Here is an 18,415-nt window from a genome sequence, read left to right as displayed (position 1 = left end):
AGGTGCAAAATTAAATTAAAACCCAATGGTTTGAAACCACTGAAAATAGAAAACCAACGAGTTAGGATTATAAAACACTCTTTTTTAAGTTAGGCTTAAAAAATAAATAACAAAAATTTTATTTAAATCTAAATTTATTTTAATAGTGAAGCTTATGATCGGACAGGAGGTATTTTGCCATAACTCTCCCCCTAATCACCCCTTAAATCCCTATTTCAGACCACTCATCTCGTTTGGATAAAAAGGCGTGTGCTAAATTCTTGGCGCCCTCTAAAGTGTGGTTAGCCGCCCAACCGCATTGCTTTTCATTGCTGGCAGGCACTTCTGTAGCCTTAAGTACATCTTGCATCGTCTTTTCTAAAACCTCTAAAATCTCTGTGTAATTGTCATGGTTTAACACCGTGAGATAAAATCCCGTTTGACAACCCATAGGCGACCAATCCACAACATAATTGGCATGGTTACGGATAATCTCAGCAACTAAATGCTCTAAAGAATGCAAGCTTGGCATGTCCATATGCTCTTGATTGGGTTGCTTGAAGCGCACATCGTATTTGACAATCAAATCCCCATTGATGCCTTTCTTGCGATCGGCTATGCGCACATAGGGGGCTTTGACTTTGGTGTGATCCAAATTAAAACTTTCTACATTCATTTTTGTGTTTGGCGTTTTCATTTTTGATTCCTTTACCCATAAATTGTGATGAAACTTTAGCCTAGTTTAGCGAACGCTTGCTCTAAATCTTCTAACAAATCCTTTTCATGCTCAATCCCCACAGACAAGCGCACCAAACCATCTCTAATCCCTGCAGCTTCTCGTTGCACTTTAGGGATACACGCATGGGTCATGAGCACTGGAATGCCTACCAAACTTTCCACCCCACCCAAACTCTCGCCTAAAATAAATAATTTAAGATTCTCTACAAAAGGAGTTGCTTCGTTGTCGTTTTTGAGGGTGAAAGAAAGCATTCCGCTAAAACCACGCATCTGAGCTTTGGCTAGATCGTGATTAAGGTGAGTGGGCAGGCCTGGATAATAAACCCTCTCTACTTTAGGGTGTTTTTCTAAAAACTCAGCCACACAAAGGGCGTTTTTTTGATGGGCTTCCATGCGCAATCCTAGCGTTTTAATCCCTCTTTGCAACAGCCAACTATCTTGAGGACCTAGCACCCCCCCAATAGCGTTTTGGAAAAAGGCGATCTCTTGGGCTAGTGCTTCATTATTAGTGGTTACAAGCCCAGCGACTACATCGCTATGCCCGCCTAAATATTTTGTGCCGCTATGCACTACAATGTCCGCTCCCAAAAGAAGAGGGTTTTGGTAATAAGGCGTGGCAAAGGTGTTATCCACGATAGTGAGCAGACCATGAGCTTTAGCAAGACTTGCACATTGCTTCAAATCCGTGATTTTAAGCAAGGGGTTACTAGGGGATTCTAAATAGAGGGCTTTGGTGTTGGGTTTAATAGCCTTTTTTATTTGAGGTATATCGCTAGTGTCTATAATGGTGCAAGAAAGCCCATTTTTAGAAAGCACCTTGTCAAATAAGCGAAAAGTCCCCCCATAGACATCATCGCCCAATAACACATGATCGCCTGATTGAAAGAGAGAAAAGACAGCGTGGATTCCGGCTAAACCAGAGGCAAAAGCAAACCCCTTAACCCCCCCTTCTAAATCGGCGATAAGTTCTTCTAATGCAAAGCGCGTAGGGTTGCCTGAGCGAGAGTATTCATAGCCCTTTGGACGGCCTATGGCGTCTTGGCGGTAGGTGGAAGTTTGATAAATAGGCACGCTTACCGCCCCCGTTGTTGCGTCCTCACTAATGCCCCCATGGATCAATTTGGTTTGCATGTGCATGATTTTTCCTTTTTTATTGAATTTTTTATGAATAAATACCTTTTGAGAGATAACGATCGGCAACATCCGGAAAAATGGTTAAAACTTGGCTACCATTGGGGAGGCGTTGCACTTCTCGTAACGCTGCCGCAAAAACTGCCCCACTAGAGCTCCCCACCAACAAGCCGTTTTTTTTGGCTAATTCCCTAGTGTAATGAAAACCCTCTTCATCTGAGATCGTTTCAAAGCCATCAATATCCAAGTTTGCAAAAAACGGAGGGATAAACTCCACGCCAATGCCCTCAATTTCATGAGGTCCAGGCTCTCCCCCATTCAAAATAGAACCCTCCGGCTCTACGCCAATCAAGCGAATAGTAGGAATGCGTTCTTTTAAATAGGCGGCTGTGCCCGCAAAAGTGCCACCGCTACCTATCCCAGCTACAAAGCTCGTAAGCCCTGTGCCTAATTTTTGGAAAATCTCAGGGGCTAAAGTGTGGTAGTAGGCATTAGGATTGTCAAAGTTTTCAAATTGTAAGGGCAAATAGCTATCAGGGATACTTTTGGCTAACTCTTTACTTTTTTTAATGGCTCCAGAAATCCCCTCACTAGTAGGCGTGTTGATTACTGTAGCTCCCAAAGCTTTCATGATTTGTTGTTTTTCTACACTAAATTTTTCTGGGACAACAAAGATCGTTTTAAGATGGTGTTTGAGCGCAACTAACGCTAGAGCGATGCCGGTATTGCCCGCAGTAGGCTCAATAATGGTTGTTGTGGGAGTGATTTTGTGCGTTCTAAACGCTTCTTTTATGAGATATTGGCCTAAGCGGTCTTTAACGCTCCCTCCTGGGTTTAGATGCTCTAGTTTGGCGTAAATGACAGAATTTTTTGGGATAGGGTAATTTCTAGTGAATTTAAAAATGGGAGTGTGGCCAATGGCGTCTTGCATTGCGGTGATAATCATCATTCCTCCTAATAATAATAAAGGGTAGCAATAATTTTTATTATTATGCCTAAACTCATTAAATGGAGTAAGGGGTTTTGATTAGAACCCCTAAACATTTAACCAAGCAAGAGAGCGTGAATTTAAGGGCTTACTACACGGCCCCTTATTTAATGGGTTGTGATTGCAAGCTTTTAAAAAGGCATGTTAATATTGAAAAACACACACTTTTATACACCGCTTATGGCAATAAAGAGTTTTGAACTGATTATATGGCAAAATTTTCCTCAAGGAATAATGCCTTTTGCTCGTAACACTCCACTAGAATATTCATCCATAGGCTCATAACCATCTTCCAAAAGTTTGGTTGTGTATTTTTTATTGTATATAAAAGCAAATACTATGTTGGCTAGACCAAGAGTGAAAATTCCAACAATCAACATGAGTATTGCCCATCCCATATCTCCCCTAATAGCAGGCACGAAAAAACCAAAAAATAAAGTTGTCCAAGAAAACCCCACCAATCCTTTTTTAACAATCTTGTTCTTTCCTAAATTAACGCTTGTAGCCATTATTCTCCTTTTAAAAAATTTCTTTTATTATACGAGAGAGAGAGAAGTCAAGGGGTTTGATCAAAAAAAGGCTTTATTTTGATTGAATAAAATTATCGCTTGTTCACACAAGTTCTTTTATATTTTGATTAAAAAAATGCCTTTGAATATTTTTTAAATTTTACAATCAGTATTCAATTGATGGAAATTAGAAAGACAAGCGGATTTTTATCAAATCCGCTCGCTTAAAAGAAGTTTTAGGCGTTTTATTCCACTTCCGCATCAATCACATCATCGTCTTTTTTCTTGGGTTGCTCGGCGTTGTTTTTATTCGCCATAGCTTCGCCTAGTTTTTGGGCCGCTTGCACTAACGCTTTCGTTTTGTCTTCAAGCTCAGCTTTAGTGGCGTTGTCATTTTTGATGCAATCTTTAAGGGCGTTAATGGCGTTTTGGATCTCATTAGCGTCGTTTTCATTCAAATTCGCCTTGTGCTCATCAAGGCTCTTTTGGGTTTGGTGCGCTAAACTATCGGCATGGTTTCTCGCTTCAATCACTTCTTTTTTCCTAGCGTCCTCTTCTTTGTGCAACTCAGCGTCTTTAACCATTTTTTCAATTTCGCTATCAGATAACCCACTAGAGCCAGAAATCTTAATCTCTTGGCTTTTACCGGTATTTTTATCTTGCGCTGACACGGTTAAAATCCCATTAGCGTCAATATCAAAGGTTACTTCAATTTGAGGCACACCCCTTGGAGCTGGAGCGATGCCTTGCAAATCAAATTTACCCAAAGATTTATTATCCCTTGCTAAATCCCTTTCGCCTTGTAAAACCATAATAGACACAGCGGGCTGGTTGTCTTCAGCGGTTGAGAACACTTGAGATTTTTTCGCAGGAATAGTCGTGCCTCTATCAATGACTTTAGTCATCACGCCCCCTAAAGTTTCAATCCCAAGGCTTAAAGGCGTAACATCTAATAAAAGCACATCTTTCACATCGCCTTTTAACACGCCCCCTTGAATGCTCGCACCCACCGCTACGACCTCATCGGGATTCACACTCTTATTCAACTCTTTGTTGATAAACCCTTTCACCCTTTCTTGAACTTTAGGAATACGAGTGGATCCGCCCACCATCACCACTTCTGAAATCTCATTTTTGGTTAGCCCTGCATCTTTGATCACGCCTTCAATCTTAGAAATCGTTTCTTCAATCAAATCCTCTGTCAAGCTTTCAAATTTAGCCCTAGTGAGTTTTTTAACCAAGTGTTTAGGTCCAGTAGCGTCCGCTGTGATAAAGGGCAAGTTGATTTCAGTTTCCATCGCAGAACTCAATTCTTTTTTAGCGTTTTCAGCCGCTTCTTTTAGGCGTTGCAACGCCATCACATCATTTTTGATTTCAATGCCTGTTTCGTTTTTAAATTCAGTGGCTAAGAAATCAATCACACGATTGTCAAAATCATCGCCCCCTAAGAACGCATCGCCTCCTGTGGCTAAAACTTCTACGACATTATCGCCTGTTTCTAGCACGGTAACATCAAAAGTCCCCCCACCCAAATCATAAACCATGATTTTTTCGCTCTCTTTTTTATCCAAACCATAAGCTAACGCCGCGCTTGTAGGCTCATTGATAATCCTTAAAACATTAAGCCCTGCAATTGTGCCTGCTTCTTTAGTCGCTTTCCTTTGGCTATCATTAAAATAAGCTGGAACTGTGATCACTGCTTCGGTAACGCTCTCGCCTAAATAACTTTCAGCATCTTCTTTAAGTTTCATTAAAATTTTGGCTGAAATTTCTTGAGGGGTATAAACCTTGCCTGAAATCTCAATCGCGCAAGCCCCATTCCTATCCACAATCTTATAAGGCAAGCGTTTTTCAGCTTCTTTAGCTTTTTCTTCATTAAACATCAAGCCCATGATTCTTTTAATAGAATAAATGGTTTTTTCTGGGTTAGTAACCGCTTGTCTTTTGGCGCTCTCGCCCACTAAAATTTCGCCCTTATCCGTAAAAGCTACAATAGAGGGAGTGGTGTTTTTACCCTCTTTATTAGCAATAATTTTTGCCTCATTACCCTCATACACTGCCATTGCAGAGTTGGTGGTCCCTAAATCAATTCCAATAACTTTTCCCATGTGTTATCCTTTCTTTTTAAAATAAATTTAATCGTTTTTAGCAATGCTCACCATTGCAGGCCTTAAAACCCTACCTTTATACTTGTAACCCTGTTGCAAAACTTGCACGATTTTCCCATTTTCTTTTTCTTCGCTTTTGACTTGCATGATCGCATTGTGGAAATTGGGATCAAATTCTTCTAAGCATTCAATCCCCTCAATGCCATGCCTTGCCAAAACTTCATGCAACTTTTCCATCGTAAGCTCCAAGCCTTTCGTTAAAGCGCTCTCTTTATCATCTCCTGAAGCGCTCTTATGAGCCCCAAGAAGTGCATCAATCACCGGCAATAAATCTAGCGCGATTTTTTCATACGCATACTCTAACGCCATGCTCTTGTCTCTTTCTAAGCGCTTTTTCACATTTTCAAAATCCGCATGCACCCTCAAATATTTTTCGTGCATTTCTTGGTATTTAAGCTCAAAATCTTCTTTAATCTCGCATTCTTTTTCGCTCGCTTCTTGTTTTTTTCCTTCACAAGTGCAAGAATTTTCGCAAGACTCTAGCTCTTTTTGGCTTAAATCGTGTTCTTGGTTGTGTTCATCTTTCATCGTTCCTCCTTAATGGTTTGAAAAAACCCTTCATAATCGCATTCCAATTTCCCTACACAAAGCAGTTGCACTTGCATGTTTTTAAATTTTATAGGACGCGCCACTAACATGTGATTAGGCTCTATAAAATGCAACCCTTTTTTCAAACGCTCTAAAATCTTACCCCCTAAAATGTCAAAAAACAAAGGGCTGTTTAAAAGCGTTTTTAACCCCATTAGATTAAAGCGTGCAATTTGCGTGTTGGAATACTCCAAATGCTCTAATTGTCTAGCCAAACTCAACGCATTGACAGAAGCAGCGATCAAGCGCACTTCTTTAACGCTTTTACCCACAAGCTCCAACAAAAACTTCTCCATTTTAACGCTGTAATCAATCGTGCAAGAAAACGCTAAAAAATCCAAAATCAAAAAGCGTTTTTCGCACTCAATAACTCTTTCTAAACGCTCCAAACTGGGTTTTTTTAACAAAACAAAAAGCCCAAAATTCTCACTAGCGCTTTTTAGGTGTTTTTCATTCACGCTTAAAACTTCAAAGCTTAATGACTTGTGCCAATAGTTTTCAAACGCCTTAAAAGTGGGCAATCTAGCACCACTAGAATGGGCTTGATTGAGCATGCCCTCTTTAGAAAGGACTTGAAAATAATTCCTAATCGTCGCGCAAGACACTTTCAAGTTCGCCAACTCTTTTAAGCGTTTAGAACTAATGGGTTCTAAGGTCTGCAGATAGGCTTTAACAAACGCATCTAACAAACTCTCTTTTTTATTCAAATTAGAACCTACTTCAATTCTTCTTAACATCATTTTTTAAAAATATCTCGTCAATCGCCATTTTTAATGGAATGACTCTCGCATTATAGCATGAAAAGTTAATAATCTGTCACTTTTTTAAAACAAGTGATAAAAATTACAGGATTTTTCTTTAAAGTTTAGTATATATCACTAAATTTACTTACTATGACTAAATTAGGATTTTTTATAGAGTTAGTTTAATTTGGATCTGTTGGGTCAATCATATCCTTTTGTTAAAAAAACTTGTTATCATGCCAAACATGAACACACACACAAGAGGTATTGACAGCGAGCTTATTCATTCGCTCAAAAGCATTTCATTATCCATGTTTAGAAAGGGTTTTTTTGGGCTTTATCAAGGCTCAATTTCTGCACGCATTGGCACTAACCAATTTGTGATCAATAAAAGAAACGCTATTTTTGATCAATTGGATGAAAACACCCTATTAGTCTTGCATGACAAGATAGATTATCGTTGGAAAGAAGCGAGCCTAGATTCGCCTATCCATGCGAGCGTGTATAAGGAGTTTTTGGACGCTAAATTCATCGCTTATGCACGCCCTCCTTACAGTTTGGCGTATTCTTTGCGCCATAACCGGTTGCTCCCTAGAGATTATTTAGGGTATCGTTCTTTGGGCGAAGAAGTAACGATTTTTAACCCCAAAGATTATGACAATTGGCAAGAAAGAGCGGATACAGAAATTTTACGCCAGTTGCAAGAGAGCAAAAAATATTTTGTTTTCATTAAAGGGTGTGGGATTTTTGCCTACCATAGAGAGCTTTCTAAACTCATGGAAGTTTTTGATTTGATTGAAAACTCATGCAAGGTTTTACGATTGGGCGATTTAATGGATTTTTGTTATAATAATGATCCACGATTGAGCGTGTAAAAAGTTTAAAAGGATAAAACATGACCATCAACACCCATTACACTCCTAACTTCACGCAGCTCCAAACCTTGAATAATATCAATAATGACGCAACAATAAAAGATAGGGATCAAGTGGAGCAAGATTTACGACAAAGCAGCGTTCAAGATGGTTTTAATGAAAACAATACGCAAAACGCCCCTAATTTTGACAGACTACAACTTTTAAACGCTATCAATAACGACGGCGAAATCAAAGACAAATCCCAAGTTGAAACAAGTCTTGTTGATCCTAGTAGCCAAACCCCTTCTCAAATTTATTCTAAACTAGACACATACGCTTAAAAAGGGGTTTTACCATTCTTTCAAAGCCATTTTAATCGCTTCTATCACGCAATCAATCCCACCCGCTAAACTAAAAAGCCAGTATTTATGTGCATAAATGTATTCTAATTGCTTGGCCCTTAACTCGTCTTTATTATCCGTTTTCTTGCACACGATTTCAGCGATATGCAATTCTTGATGGAAAATATAAGATTGTATCGCATCCATAAAATACGCATTAAATTGCTTGTCATCAAAAAGCTCTTTAATGTTATCAATTTCAGCGCTTAAATTTTCTAATTCTTTAAAATCCAACTCTTCTAATTTTTCCTCTTCATGAAGTTTTTCCACTGCTTCTAAAAATGGCGCCACTTTTAAAAACACTTTCTCAATTTGAGTTTTTTTCTCTTTGGCGTATGCGATCATTTCTTCGCATTTTTGCTCAGCGATTTTTAGATTTTTAGCCTGTTCTAATTTAGTGGGATAGTTTAGATTGATAGGGGGCTTTGGCTTAGATTTATCTATTTTTTCGCACACTTCTTTAAAAGGCATTTCTTTAGTCCCTTTAATCCTAGCCCCCCCTTCAGTAGCGTTAATGACTTCTAATTTATAGGGCGTGTTAAAAATATCTTTTTCAAAAAATTCTAAGAAAAGTTTCCACACTAAAGTGGTCTCTACTTCTCCGTTACCCCCATATTTTTCTATAAAAATCTTGTCTTTATTTTCTTTAGGTTTGATTTCCCTATCGCCATAAATCGCCCCACTGGCATGGCTGTTACCGCTTTGTGAAAAGCTCAAATCCTGCCCTATGAACACGCATCTTTTAAAACGAGAATGCACCACCAATTCATACGCCATGTTCGCTGCACTCATGCCTATGCCCACATAACCATATTGGTGTAAATTAAAAAGGTTGGTGTATCCAAAGGGGCGGAAACTAAATTGCTTAACCCCCTTTTTAATCGCTTTAATCAAACGCTTATGCACAATGGAAGTCAAAGCAAAAACAACGCCTTCTTGAAAATCTAGGGGCGTTTCTTCATAGAATTTCGCCGTTAAATCCACCCTTTCTAAAGACAGCACAATATCAGGCTTGATACCGGCTTTAGCTAAAATAGGGAAAGAAGCGTCTATACAAAAGAGCGTCGCATAAGGAGCGATTTCTTTTAAAAGGGGGAGTTGCTTGTTCAAACTAGGCCCAGTTGAAACAATAATGGCGGTGTCTCTGTTTTTTAAAGCATTCACAAAATCCACTAAACTAGGGCTTTGAATGGCTTCAGGCAAATTAGCGATATGTTGTTTAATGCCTATAAGCGCGTCTTTAGCGTCATTACCCACGCTAATAGCGCCATGCTCTAAAGCGCGCGTGAAATGCTGGTTGATTTCTACCATTTGATGAGAATAGCGTTCATAATAAACATTAAAGATTTTTAAATCATACATTCTTGCGTATAAACGAGACTTTTTATCCATATCAAACAAGGAAGCTATCATGTTGTAATTGCAAAAATCCGCATGCAATAAAATCAAGCGGTTTTCTAAAATCTCAGTGGAAAAATCCAAAAGATTCAACACAATGAAAATAATCTCTATTTCAGGCTCAATCACTACCAAACGCTTTAAATTCCCATTGCCTAAAAGCAAGCGATAAAACACGCCATTACCCAAGCCAAAATAATACAAATAAGGATAGAGCATGTAAATTTCGCTATTTTTATATTGCTCTAAGCTTGAGTCTAGCGGGCTTTTTTCAAATAGGAGAGTGTTTGTCTCTTTATCTAGCAAGTTGAAATTCGCACTATCATTCCCTAAAAACACTTCGTATTTTTTGTTTCCTTTAATGGCTTTGAGCTTTGCGTATAAAAGAGGGTCTCTTTTAAAAAGGGCTTGTAAGTTTTTTTGATAAATACCCATTATTCTAACTTATAAAAAGGGCTAACGCCCCTTAGCTCAAAGGGCTGTTATTGTAAAAGCCTTAAAACATTTTGTTGCACCGCATTGGCTTGCGCCATAGCAAAACTCCCGCTTTGCGCCAAAATATTGTATTTAGAAAAGTTCGCGCTCTCTTCAGCAAAATCCACATCCCTAATTTGAGATTCAGCCGCTTTAACATTCACTTGGGTGACAGAAATGTTATTGATGGTTGTAACCAATTCCATTTGCACCGACCCCATATCCGAGCGGATCTTGTCTAATTGCGTGCGTGCAGAATCTGCCATATCCATCACAATCATCGCCCCTTTAAGGCTTGTAACCCCAGCCCCTATGCCTTGAGAGTTGGTCTCTGCTTGTGCACCATTGGCGTTTGCACCGGCTGCTGAAGCCACATTCGCATCAAAAATGCCCCTAACCGCCCTTAAATTCACGGTGTATTCTGCCACCCCTTGAGCGGAATGCAAGCCCACATGGCTAAAATTCACACCGCTAACGATAATGTCCCTAGCGTCCGTTCTAGTCAAAGTCAAGCGTCCAATCACCGCATGCTCATTCCCAGAAATCCCTGCAAAATTCCCTCCCCCAAAAACTTGACCGCTCGCGCTCGCTGCATGCACAGAAATCGCACGCCCATCAATGGAGCGCAAATTAATGCGCCCTTGAATATCCAAGCTCGCTTCCACACCAGTGCGATCTTTGACGGAGTTAATTGCATTAGTTAATCTCCCATCAGCATCGTTTTTACGCACATCATTCACGGTTCCAATCACTACGCCATTAATGGTAAGCTCCCTCACGGTTCCTGATTGCACGGGAGTGCCACCGGTAGCCATGACATTATAAGACGCTCTAACGCCTAGAGTGTTAGAAAAGCGGTTGATAATCTCACTCAACGCTCCAATTCCTGTGCCAGCACTTGTAGAAATGCGCACGGTTTCAATCTTATAATCATTCACGCCATTGACCTGCTTGAAATTCAAACCCACTTCAGTCAAGTTTTGCGCTGCTGCACTAGCCAACATGCCTTCGCCATCAAAAGAAGAAGTTTCTATGCGCACATGCCCAATTTTATCCGAACTCGTTGAGCCAATAGACGCCTTAACCGTGGTGTTAGAATACGCACCAATTTGAAATTCTTTATTAGAAAAACTTCCTGAAAGCATTTGCTGACCGTTAAAGCTTGTGGTGTTAGCGATATTGTCCAATTCTTCTAACAGCCTTTGAATATCGCTTTGGAGTGCTTTCCTGCTCTCTAAAGTTTGCCCGTCTTGAGCGGCTTGAACGGCTTTGGTTTTAATGGTATCTAAAATTTTGATTTGCTCATCCATCGCTTTATCTGCGGTTTGAACCATACCAATAGCGTCATTAGCATTGCGGATCGCTTGACCCAAATTCGCGCTTTGACTCCTTAAGCTATCTGCAATCGCCATCCCACTAGAATCATCAGCGGCTTTATTGATCCTAAGCCCTGAACTTAACTTTTCGAGCGAGCTTGAAAGATCTCTGTTGTTTTGAACCCCCACCGCATGAGAAGTTAAAGCGGCGATATTGGTATTTATCCTAAAACTCATGTTTGCATCCTTTGCATAGATATTTGTTTTTACTCAAGCAAAGGGTGTTCCAACTCTTTGATTTTTTGCACCGTTATAGAGTTTTATGGTTTAATAGAGCGTTTAGTCAAAATTCTATGCTACAATCATTCCCTATTTATGCCCTATCTATTAGGTATAAAATTCCATTAAAGGCGTTCAATGAAGCACCTTATTATCGTAGAATCCCCAGCAAAAGCCAAAACCATTAAAAATTTTTTGGATAAAAATTATGAAGTCATTGCCTCTAAAGGGCATGTTAGGGATTTATCCAAATTCGCTTTAGGCATTAAGATTGATGAAACAGGCTTCACGCCTAATTATGTCGTGGATAAAGACCATAAGGATCTTGTCAAGCAAATCATAGAGCTTTCCAAAAAGGCATCTACCACTTATATCGCTACCGATGAAGACAGAGAGGGCGAAGCGATAGGCTATCATGTGGCATGTTTGATTGGGGGGAAGTTAGAGAGCTATCCTAGGATTATCTTTCATGAGATCACGCAAAATGCGATTTTAAACGCCCTAAAAACCCCACGACAAATTGACATGTCCAAAGTCAATGCCCAACAAGCCAGACGCTTTTTAGATAGGATCGTAGGCTTTAAACTAAGCTCGTTGATTTCATCAAAAGTTACCAAAGGTTTGAGTGCTGGGCGGGTGCAAAGTGCAGCATTAAAACTTGTGATTGATAAAGAAAGGGAAATCAAAGCCTTTAAGCCTTTAACCTACTTCACGCTAGACGCTTTGTTTGAGCCAAATTTAGAAGCGCAACTTGTTAGCTATAAGGGTAACAAAATCAAAGCCCAAGAACTTATTGATGGAAAAAAAGCTCAAGAGATTAAAAACGAATTAGAAAAGGAAAGTTATATTATTTCCAGTATCGTTAAAAAGTCTAAAAAATCCCCCACTCCGCCCCCTTTTATGACTTCCACCTTACAACAAAGCGCTTCTAACCTTTTAGGCTTTTCGCCTACAAAAACCATGAGTATCGCTCAAAAATTATATGAAGGCGTAGCCACTCCGCAAGGTGTTATGGGGGTGATCACCTACATGAGAACGGATAGCCTAAATATCGCTAAAGAGGCTTTAGAAGAAGCGAGGGATAAGATTTTAAAAGATTATGGCAAAGACTACCTGCCCCCTAAGGCCAAAGTCTATTCTAGCAAGAACAAAAACGCCCAAGAAGCCCACGAAGCGATTAGACCCACTTCTGTTATTTTAGAGCCAAACGCCTTAAAAGACTACCTTAAACCTGAAGAATTGAAGCTTTATACTTTAATTTACAAACGCTTTTTAGCTTCTCAAATGCAAGACGCTCTTTTTGAAAGCCAAAACGTGGTTGTCGCTTGCGAAAAAGGTGAGTTCAAGGCTAGTGGCAGGAAACTCCTTTTTGATGGCTATTATAAAATTTTAGGCAATGACGATAAGGACAAATTGCTCCCTAACTTGAAAGAAAATGACCCTATTAAACTAGAAGAACTAGAGAGCAACACCCATGTTACAGAACCCCCAGCACGCTATTCAGAAGCGAGTTTGATTAAAGTTTTAGAAAGTTTAGGCATAGGAAGGCCTAGCACCTACGCCCCAACGATTTCACTCTTACAAAATAGAGACTACATCAAGGTAGAAAAAAAGCAAATCCGCGCTTCAGAGAGCGCGTTTAAAGTGATAGAGATTTTAGAAAAGCATTTTGAAGAAATCGTGGATTCCAAATTCAGTGCTTCTTTAGAAGAAGAGCTTGATAATATCGCTCAAAATAAGGCCGATTATCAGCAGGTTTTAAAGGACTTTTACTACCCCTTTATGGATAAGATTGAAGCTGGGAAAAAGAATATCATCTCTCAAAAAGTGCATGAAAAAACCGGTGAATCATGCCCTAAATGTGGGGGGGAATTGGTCAAAAAAAATAGCCGTTATGGGGAGTTTATCGCTTGTAACAATTACCCTAAATGCAAATATGTCAAGCAAGTTGAAAACGCTCATAATGAAGCTAAACAAGAATTATGCGAAAAATGCGGAGGGGAAATGGTGCAAAAATTTAGCAGAAATGGGGCGTTTTTAGCTTGCAACAACTACCCTGAATGCAAAAACACCAAATCCTTAAAAAACACCCCTAACGCAAAAGAAATGATAGAGAGCGTGAAATGCCCAGAATGCGGAGGGGATATTGCTTTAAAAAGAAGTAGGAAAGGCTCGTTTTATGGTTGCAACAATTACCCTAAATGCAACTTTTTATCCAACCATAAACCCATTGATAAGCGCTGTGAGAAATGCCACTATTTGATGAGCGAAAGAATCTATCGCAAAAAAAAGGTCCATGAATGCATCAAGTGCAAAGAGCGCGTGTTTTTAGAAGAAGATAATGGCTAAAGAAAATTTGCCTATCATCTTTGGGCCTGTCTTATCCAGGCGTTTTGGGAAGTCTTTGGGCGTGGATTTATCGCCCTCTAAAAAACAATGTAATTATGATTGCATTTATTGTGAATTGGGCAAAGCCAAACCCATTAGCCGCATGGAAGAAGTCATAGAAGTTGAAACCCTAATTAACGCCATTCAAAACGCTCTTAATAACCTCACCACCCCCATTGATGTTTTAACCATTACCGCTAATGGCGAACCCACTCTATACCCCCATTTATTAGAGCTTATCCAAAGGATCAAACCTTTTTTAAAGGGCGTTAAAACTTTGATTTTAAGCAATGGCTCGTTATTTTATGAGCCAAAAGTCCAGCAAGCCTTAAAGGAATTTGACATCGTTAAATTTTCTTTAGACGCCATTGATTTAAAAGCCTTTAAAAAAGTGGATAAGCCTTATTCCAAAGACATTAACAAGATTTTAGAGGGCATTTCAAGTTTTTCTCAAATCTATCAAGGCCAACTGGTAGCTGAAGTGTTGTTGATTAAGGGCGTGAATGATAACGAGAATCATTTAAAACTCATCGCTGCATTTTTAAAAAAAATAAATATCGCTAGAGTGGATTTAAGCACCATAGACAGACCTTCAAGCTTTAAAGCCCCTAAATTAAGCGAAGATGAATTGTTAAAATGCTCTTTATTTTTTGAAGGGCTTCGCGTGAGTTTGCCTAAACGCACCGCCCCTAAAATTGAGAAATTGATTTCTTGCGATAGAGACGGATTGCTCGCTTTAATCTCTAGGCGCCCTTTAAGCGTAGAAGAAGCCCCCCTAATCTTAGAGCCTAATTCGTTTAAACACTTAGAAACTTTATTAAACTATAAGCAAATCACGATTAAAAAAGTCGGATCTTTGGAGTTTTATTGCACGTTTTAAACCAATCTTTAATGCTTAAAAAATAAGGTTTTAAGGAGGATAAGTGAGGGATAAAAACGCTAGCAACCATGGATTTTAACTCTAGCTTGCACTAGAGCCAAAATTTTAGTATAATGGCGTTGCGGAAACCATTAAAACTATGATTACTAATGATAACTTCATAGTTAGTTATCTCCTTTTTGGGATAACCACCCACTATTATCCCAAACCCTAACATGCTCCAAATGATTGCGACAAAGGAAAAACCTAAAAATTACTGTTTGCGTTAGGTTAATTACAGTTTAAAAACAGATTAAAAAGCGATAAAGCAAAAACCCCAAGCTTACAGCAAATAAAACACCTTTTCTTCTTGAAAAACGCTTTTAATTTCTACAAAAAGGGTTTTTTCTGTGCATTCTTCTAGCACGATGATAGGGTTAAGGCTCTCACTCCCGCTCACTAACGCCCTTAGGGATAACTCTTCTTCATAACTTAAGGGGTTAAGATTTAACTCTTTTAAATTATTGTAGCGTTTTGCCATGAGCGTGTTAAGGCTTTCTAAAGTTAAAAACAAGGTTTCATCTCTTTGACTATAGCCCACCACCACTTTTAAACGCTGGGAAAAAACCCACCTTAAATCATTAATTCGCACTTTAGCCTTACTTTTAGAGCGTGCTAGAATATAGCAATTTAAGGGGTTTGAATTTTTAGAAAGCCACACGCCTCCATTAAGCAGGCGGTAAGTTGCAATCGTTTTTTGGGCTAAAAAAGACTTGTCATTATTTTTTTTAGCTGTTTCTAGCTCCCTAAAAACTCGCGTTCTTTCTTCAATACTTGCGGGTAAAATCTGGCGTTTTAGGGGCGAGTAAAGCTCAAAGGGGCTTCTGTTTTGGGATTCTTTTTGGATTTTTAAAGCGAATTGACAACCGCAATAATTTTGCCTATAAAGCTCGTTTTCTCTCGCCAAAGCTTGCAAGTTTAAATCCAACTCGCTTTTAAAATGTTCAAAATTATCGTTTTTAAACACAACAAATTCCAAATTATGCCTTTGCGCAATGCTCTGCCCTTTAGCGATGAGCTGGTTAGGGTCTTTTTTGGGGCTTGTGAGTAAGGTGGTGGTGAATTTTTCTTCCCCTAATTCAAAGGCTTTTAAGGCGGTAGATTCTAATCGCAAATCAAAGCATTCAAAACAGCGCTCGCTTTTTTCCCCTAACAATTCCTTACCCTTAGCTTTATCTAAAAATTTTTCCAATTCATAATCGCCTTCAATCAGTTCAATTTCTAGCATTTCGCAAGTGCGCTTCACGTCTTCTAAACGCAACAAGTATTCGCTATAAGGGTGGATATTAGGGTTATAAAAAAACCCTATAATTTTTTCACCCACAAAAGCCTCTTTGGCTTTTTTTAAAAAATAAAGGTTATCCACCGAGCAGCAAATATGAATGAGCATTAAAACTGCTTTTTATTCACATCTTCTAAAATATCGCTAGAGACCTTGTCAATTTCTTGACTGATTTCTAAAGAATCGCTAGCGATTTTTAGATTGCCCTCAGTAACCGATCTTAAGGCTTCAATAGAAGCGTTGATCTCTTCTACTTCTTTAACCTGGTTTTTAATGCTCTCGCTCGTGTCTGAAATACTTTGAACAAGAATATTAATATTCGCTTCAATTTCACTGAGCGATTTTTGCGTCCTTTCAGCGAGCTTTCGCACTTCATCAGCCACCACCGCAAAGCCTCTCCCATGCTCGCCGGCTCTTGCGGCTTCAATAGCAGCGTTTAGGGCTAATAAATTCGTTTGATCAGCAATGTCTCTAATGATTTCTACAATGCTTTTAATGTCATGCCCTTGCTCGATCATGGCTTCACTTTGAGAGCTCACGCCTTGAATGGAAGTGGTGATATTTTCTATCGTTTTGGAAGTTTCCATCAAGCTTTTGTGTTGGGAGTTTGAAGCCTTTTCTAAATTTTGCACGCATTCTTTCAAATTCACGCTGTCGTTCGCCAAATCTTTTGCAAAATTAGACGAGGTTTCTAGCATTTTTTGGATTTCTTGCCCTAAAGCGTTAGTGACCAATTCCACCCTACCCGAAGCGTTTTGGATCCGCCCTCTAAAATCCAAACCAGAATAGCTTTCAAAGATTTTAAAAATGCTTGGCATGTGAGTCCCTACGCTTTCTTGCAAATAATCCATGATCCCATTTAAAGCGTCTCTCAATTCTTTTAAATCAGGGCTTGCTGGCTCAGCATTGATGCGCACCGCAAAATTCCCTGCTTTCACATCTGAAACCACTTTAATGGTGTCTTGGACGGCTTGCCTGTCTTCTTGCATGATTTTTTGGGTTTGCAAGATATTTTTATTGATCGCTGTTTGCATGCGCCCTAATTCATCGTTGGACTTGGCTTCAATCAATTTAATATCGTTGGAATTGGCTTGATTGTTCAATAATTTAAAGAAATGAGACAAGGTGCTAGAAACGATTTCTAAACGATTGCTCACAATCGCTCGCATTAAGAAAGTGATCGCCACGATTAAAGCTAAAACCATGATCACGCTCGCTATAACCACCACAAAACGCACCGATCCCACTTGATCATAGACCTTATCTTTTTCAATAACTAAAGCCACCATCCAATTCACATTATCCCCAGTTGTCTTATTCCCTAGCATTTTAAAGGTTTCAACGGCTAAATAATTGTCTTTATGAGTGAAAGGATCTAAGTATTCTAAAGTCGCTTTAGAGCCATTTTCTAAAATAGCCATCACTTCGTCAGTGGCTTTAGGCACGCTTTTATAAATTTCGGTGATGGATTTGTCTTGCAAACTCTTATTGGCACTCAAAAGCACTTTACCCTTGATGCCAATTAAAAACAAATCGCTCCTATTTTTAGTGATTTCATTATTGAAGCTGTCAATGGAAAGGAAAATCATCAAAGCCCCCACCACTTCTTGCGTGTTTTCGATCAATAAAGGCAAAAGTACATGAAGCCCATAAACTTCCTTGCCATCAGGCATTTTCCTATAAAAAGGCAAGCTTTTAGCGATTTCTTTAGTTTTCATTACTTTTTGCACTAAAGGGTTATTCCCTAATGTTTGATTTTCCACTAGCTTAATCGCATCACTGTCTCGTAAAAGCGTCAATCTCAAATCTTCTCTGTCTTTAAAAAACATGCTCACCCCAGCGACATGCGAATTAGCCCAAATGAAGTTTTTTAACAATTTGATTTTGACTTCTCTCTTGGTGTCTTGAGGGAGCATGTTTTTAACGACGCCTAGGGCCGTATAAATATTTTCAAGAACCGATTGCACTTCCTTAACCTTGAAATGCAAGCTATCTTGCATGGAATGCAAGGCGTTTTCTTTTAAAATCTCTTTCACCTTGTTGTTTAAGGACACCCCTAAAATGCTCACGCACACGATCACGATCAACGCCACCCACACTATAATTTTATTACCGATACTCAAACCTTTAGACAAAACACAACCTCACTATAATAAAATTTTTTGCCCGTTCATTGGGCAAAATTCTAATCTCCATTATTATAGTCTTATAATCGTAAAACAAAGATTAAAATAAAAAAGAGGCCTTAACCATTCTC

15 protein-coding genes and 1 pseudogene are annotated in these 18,415 nt (G+C 39.1%); 5 read left to right on the top strand and 11 right to left on the bottom strand.

Annotation, left to right across the window (positions count from 1 at the left end; all coding sequences use genetic code 11):
* Window positions 1–202 precede the first annotated feature (202 nt).
* The 3 genes from DYI00_RS00365 to DYI00_RS00355 are packed head-to-tail and all read right to left on the bottom strand — an operon-like array spanning window position 203 to window position 2,794.
* The gene (locus tag DYI00_RS00365) at window positions 203–676 is read right to left on the bottom strand and encodes an S-ribosylhomocysteine lyase (protein WP_011578277.1); all 474 of its coding nucleotides are present in this window, start codon (window positions 674–676) and stop codon (window positions 203–205) included.
* Between the two features lie 35 nt (window positions 677–711).
* Entirely contained in the window at window positions 712–1,854 is a 1,143-nt protein-coding gene (locus DYI00_RS00360) for a cystathionine gamma-synthase (protein WP_104709203.1), read from the bottom strand.
* Between the two features lie 25 nt (window positions 1,855–1,879).
* A complete protein-coding gene (locus DYI00_RS00355; protein ID WP_011578279.1) occupies window positions 1,880–2,794 on the bottom strand; it encodes a PLP-dependent cysteine synthase family protein in 915 nt (304 codons plus the stop codon).
* A 77-nt stretch (window positions 2,795–2,871) separates the two neighbouring features.
* Between DYI00_RS00355 and DYI00_RS07850 the strand changes: the two genes are divergently transcribed.
* Window positions 2,872–3,036 (top strand): hypothetical protein, encoded by a 165-nt coding sequence (locus DYI00_RS07850; protein WP_172460796.1) that lies wholly within the window; start codon window positions 2,872–2,874, stop codon window positions 3,034–3,036.
* A gap of 24 nt (window positions 3,037–3,060) precedes the next feature.
* On the opposite strand, the gene DYI00_RS00350 is transcribed toward DYI00_RS07850, so the two are convergent.
* From DYI00_RS00350 to DYI00_RS00335, 4 genes and pseudogenes are all read right to left on the bottom strand, one after another.
* Window positions 3,061–3,345 (bottom strand): hypothetical protein, encoded by a 285-nt coding sequence (locus DYI00_RS00350; RefSeq protein ID WP_011578281.1) that lies wholly within the window; start codon window positions 3,343–3,345, stop codon window positions 3,061–3,063.
* 245 nt (window positions 3,346–3,590) lie between these two features.
* On the bottom strand, window positions 3,591–5,453 hold the full coding sequence (gene dnaK / locus DYI00_RS00345; RefSeq protein WP_011578282.1) for a molecular chaperone DnaK: 1,863 nt from the start codon (window positions 5,451–5,453) through the stop codon (window positions 3,591–3,593).
* Window positions 5,454–5,480: 27 nt separating this feature from the next.
* Entirely contained in the window at window positions 5,481–6,041 is a 561-nt protein-coding gene (gene grpE, locus DYI00_RS00340; protein ID WP_011578283.1) for a nucleotide exchange factor GrpE, read from the bottom strand.
* Window positions 6,038–6,869, bottom strand: a pseudogene (locus DYI00_RS00335) (HrcA family transcriptional regulator). Before DYI00_RS00335 ends, grpE begins: the two are co-directional and overlap by 4 nt.
* A 211-nt stretch (window positions 6,870–7,080) precedes the next feature.
* Between DYI00_RS00335 and DYI00_RS00330 the strand changes: the two are divergent.
* A complete protein-coding gene (locus DYI00_RS00330; protein ID WP_011578285.1) occupies window positions 7,081–7,719 on the top strand; it encodes a class II aldolase and adducin N-terminal domain-containing protein in 639 nt (212 codons plus the stop codon).
* Between the two features lie 20 nt (window positions 7,720–7,739).
* On the top strand, window positions 7,740–8,042 hold the full coding sequence (locus DYI00_RS00325; RefSeq protein ID WP_011578286.1) for a hypothetical protein: 303 nt from the start codon (window positions 7,740–7,742) through the stop codon (window positions 8,040–8,042).
* A gap of 9 nt (window positions 8,043–8,051) precedes the next feature.
* On the opposite strand, the gene DYI00_RS00320 is transcribed toward DYI00_RS00325, so the two are convergent.
* Together DYI00_RS00320 and DYI00_RS00315 are read right to left on the bottom strand one after the other, a co-directional pair.
* A complete protein-coding gene (locus tag DYI00_RS00320; protein ID WP_011578287.1) occupies window positions 8,052–9,935 on the bottom strand; it encodes a motility associated factor glycosyltransferase family protein in 1,884 nt (627 codons plus the stop codon).
* Window positions 9,936–9,982: 47 nt separating this feature from the next.
* The gene (locus DYI00_RS00315) at window positions 9,983–11,527 is read right to left on the bottom strand and encodes a flagellin B (protein ID WP_011578288.1); all 1,545 of its coding nucleotides are present in this window, start codon (window positions 11,525–11,527) and stop codon (window positions 9,983–9,985) included.
* Between the two features lie 180 nt (window positions 11,528–11,707).
* Between DYI00_RS00315 and topA the strand changes: the two genes are divergently transcribed.
* Window positions 11,708–13,918 carry a type I DNA topoisomerase gene (gene topA, locus DYI00_RS00310; protein ID WP_104709205.1) on the top strand — a complete coding sequence of 737 codons (2,211 nt, stop codon included), beginning with the start codon at window positions 11,708–11,710 and terminating at the stop codon, window positions 13,916–13,918.
* Window positions 13,911–14,837, top strand: coding sequence for a radical SAM protein (locus DYI00_RS00305; RefSeq protein ID WP_041600231.1), 927 nt, complete (start codon window positions 13,911–13,913; stop codon window positions 14,835–14,837). The genes topA and DYI00_RS00305 overlap by 8 nt, the downstream gene beginning before the upstream one ends.
* 322 nt (window positions 14,838–15,159) lie before the next feature.
* On the opposite strand, the gene DYI00_RS00300 is transcribed toward DYI00_RS00305, so the two are convergent.
* Together DYI00_RS00300 and DYI00_RS00295 are read right to left on the bottom strand one after the other, a co-directional pair.
* A complete protein-coding gene (locus DYI00_RS00300) occupies window positions 15,160–16,266 on the bottom strand; it encodes an epoxyqueuosine reductase QueH (protein WP_011578291.1) in 1,107 nt (368 codons plus the stop codon).
* Window positions 16,266–18,293, bottom strand: coding sequence for a methyl-accepting chemotaxis protein (locus DYI00_RS00295; protein WP_104709207.1), 2,028 nt, complete (start codon window positions 18,291–18,293; stop codon window positions 16,266–16,268). The genes DYI00_RS00300 and DYI00_RS00295 overlap by 1 nt, the downstream gene beginning before the upstream one ends.
* Between the last annotated feature and the right edge of the window lie 122 nt (window positions 18,294–18,415).

Origin of the sequence: Helicobacter acinonychis, assembly GCF_900461455.1 — a bacterium.
Classification (GTDB): domain Bacteria; phylum Campylobacterota; class Campylobacteria; order Campylobacterales; family Helicobacteraceae; genus Helicobacter; species Helicobacter acinonychis.
The sequence above is the reverse complement of the archived record's forward strand: the minus strand, read 5'-3'. Positions and strand labels throughout refer to the sequence as shown.

Coding starts and splice junctions, on each gene's coding strand:
- DYI00_RS00365 (WP_011578277.1), bottom strand. CDS start 676: ATGAAAACGCCAAACACAAAAATGAATGTAGAAAGTTTTAATTTGGAT.
- DYI00_RS00360 (WP_104709203.1), bottom strand. CDS start 1,854: ATGCACATGCAAACCAAATTGATCCATGGGGGCATTAGTGAGGACGCA.
- DYI00_RS00355 (WP_011578279.1), bottom strand. CDS start 2,794: ATGATTATCACCGCAATGCAAGACGCCATTGGCCACACTCCCATTTTT.
- DYI00_RS00350 (WP_011578281.1), bottom strand. CDS start 3,345: ATGGCTACAAGCGTTAATTTAGGAAAGAACAAGATTGTTAAAAAAGGA.
- dnaK (WP_011578282.1), bottom strand. CDS start 5,453: ATGGGAAAAGTTATTGGAATTGATTTAGGGACCACCAACTCTGCAATG.
- grpE (WP_011578283.1), bottom strand. CDS start 6,041: ATGAAAGATGAACACAACCAAGAACACGATTTAAGCCAAAAAGAGCTA.
- DYI00_RS00330 (WP_011578285.1), top strand. CDS start 7,081: ATGCCAAACATGAACACACACACAAGAGGTATTGACAGCGAGCTTATT.
- DYI00_RS00325 (WP_011578286.1), top strand. CDS start 7,740: ATGACCATCAACACCCATTACACTCCTAACTTCACGCAGCTCCAAACC.
- DYI00_RS00320 (WP_011578287.1), bottom strand. CDS start 9,935: ATGGGTATTTATCAAAAAAACTTACAAGCCCTTTTTAAAAGAGACCCT.
- DYI00_RS00315 (WP_011578288.1), bottom strand. CDS start 11,527: ATGAGTTTTAGGATAAATACCAATATCGCCGCTTTAACTTCTCATGCG.
- topA (WP_104709205.1), top strand. CDS start 11,708: ATGAAGCACCTTATTATCGTAGAATCCCCAGCAAAAGCCAAAACCATT.
- DYI00_RS00305 (WP_041600231.1), top strand. CDS start 13,911: ATGGCTAAAGAAAATTTGCCTATCATCTTTGGGCCTGTCTTATCCAGG.
- DYI00_RS00300 (WP_011578291.1), bottom strand. CDS start 16,266: ATGCTCATTCATATTTGCTGCTCGGTGGATAACCTTTATTTTTTAAAA.